Genomic DNA, 1797 nt, shown 5'->3' with positions numbered 1-1797 from the left:
TAGCGTAAGCCTCTGATATAAAGGTTCGGCAGAGCAGTAATCGCTCCAAGCCCTGTCAGGGGCTTGTCGATGCGGCTCGTTATGCGACTCTATGACGCCCTACATATCGTCATAACATCATGTAATTTATAAATATGCCGATCTACTGAGATCCCAAAGAGCCAGAGCGCGAGGTCAATCGCAACTGAGCATGACCGATTGGCCCGACCGGGCCTCGACCACGCGCGACTGGTGACGACCACACGAGTAGCGGACGCGGGCGTTCTTGAAATTGCCGGGGGAGGGATCGCCGCACCAATCGTTTCCGACGCTGAATCGATAGGTTCGCTGCCCATCGGCGAGGGCGGCCAATTGCTGGGCAAAGTCGCAGGTCCCAAACTGGGAGCCGTAGATGGCGGACCCGATCCGGATCTCCCCGCTACGACCGCGATGGCGGCGAGCTTGGGATTGCATCCCCCACAGTTGAATTCCGTCTCTGACGCCGCGTTGATAGGCGTCGAGTTGCCCGCTCGGGGCATTCTTGCCGTCGTTGGACTGGGCAGTGACCGTCAGGGGTGTCACCAGGGCCAGCAGGAGCAAGGTCGTTGTTGGAGCAGCGAAAGCGGGTATATTCATGATGTGCTTCCAGTTGACGCGGACCGGCTCGTGCGGGCGAGGGCCTTGCCCCGCGGTGGGCCGGTGACCGTACAGAGAACAACACCCAGATCAGACGAACGCGATTAAGCATATACCCGCCAACACCTGCCATCAACCGCGCCTGCTGCCAGCGCGCCCCGGGCCTCGGGGGTTAGCCACTCGCAACCGGGTGCCAGCACTCAGCGGCCCATCGCAACGCGGCGGCGCGCCGCACGGAGCGCCCGCAGCGGGGCCAAGTCTTAACCGCTCGCCAGTCGCCGGGCCACCAACCCCGGCGACCGGCCGGGGAGAGGGTCAAGGGGGAGAGGGTCAGCTCTTGCCTTTTTTGCCTGACGGTAAGCAAAAATGCAAGACCGGACCCTCTTTCCAATGAAAGGACAACGGCTATCGCCAAGTTATTTGATATCCGGACAGTCACATTGGCAGCGGTTTTCTAGTTATCTAGAAAATAAGCCAAATAACCGCGCCAAGCGACTCTCGGTTATCCAGATTTTATGAGTCGGCGATAGAAGCGAAAACCAATCGGAGATATAAATATCGAGAAAATTCGCATTGGGATAGGCGTACACTGCCTAACGTGTTCTACATTGGACTAGAACGCTTGTGTCTCAGATCGCCCCAGGACGTTGTTGCTCTAGGTCGCCTTAGGATACAAGTTTAGTCGACGGAATCCAATCCAGCACCCAAGATTCCTATCCCCTCATGACTACCTCACCCGCGGCCCCGCGCGGCCAAGACGGAAACTTCCAACTGGGACCGCTACCTGGCCTTGCTAATCCACCGCGGCGTACTCGAGAAGATGCGCAACTGGTACCGGAGCGAGGCATTCCTGAAGGCACTAAGCCCCGAGTCCCTGCCGCGGCCGACGGCCGAGCGGATGACCAGCCAGCGCCAAGATGCGTCAAGCCAATCGCAATCCGCCAGTCGGCAGTTTCATCGGCCGATTGGCGCCACGCAAGTACCGGCAACGACCCTGCCTGCCCGCCAGAGGCTTGCCCGCCGCCCGTCGATGAAAAGGGGTCAGTGCGGCTTGGCAATGTCGCGTAGTCTAGTGGGTGCAAATCCCACCTGGGTAATCGTGAGCCGCGAGCCCAGTATCGAGCCTTGCGGCGCGAACGGTAACGGACGCGTCGATGCGTAGGCACGAAAGCAGGCGAGGTG

General features: G+C 59.7%; 1 protein-coding gene. It reads right to left on the bottom strand.

The window, feature by feature from the left end; translation table 11 throughout:
* Window positions 1-174 precede the first annotated feature (174 nt).
* Window positions 175-615 carry a hypothetical protein gene (locus QZX93_RS25485; protein ID WP_295392758.1) on the bottom strand — a complete coding sequence of 147 codons (441 nt, stop codon included), beginning with the start codon at window positions 613-615 and terminating at the stop codon, window positions 175-177.
* Window positions 616-1797: the final 1182 nt, after the last annotated feature.

The organism is uncultured Thiodictyon sp. (assembly GCF_903946935.1).
GTDB lineage: Bacteria > Pseudomonadota > Gammaproteobacteria > Chromatiales > Chromatiaceae > Thiodictyon.
Note: the sequence above shows the minus strand (reverse complement) of the source record. Positions and strands in the feature narration are given on the sequence as shown.

Coding starts and splice junctions, on each gene's coding strand:
- QZX93_RS25485 (WP_295392758.1), bottom strand. CDS start 615: ATGAATATACCCGCTTTCGCTGCTCCAACAACGACCTTGCTCCTGCTG.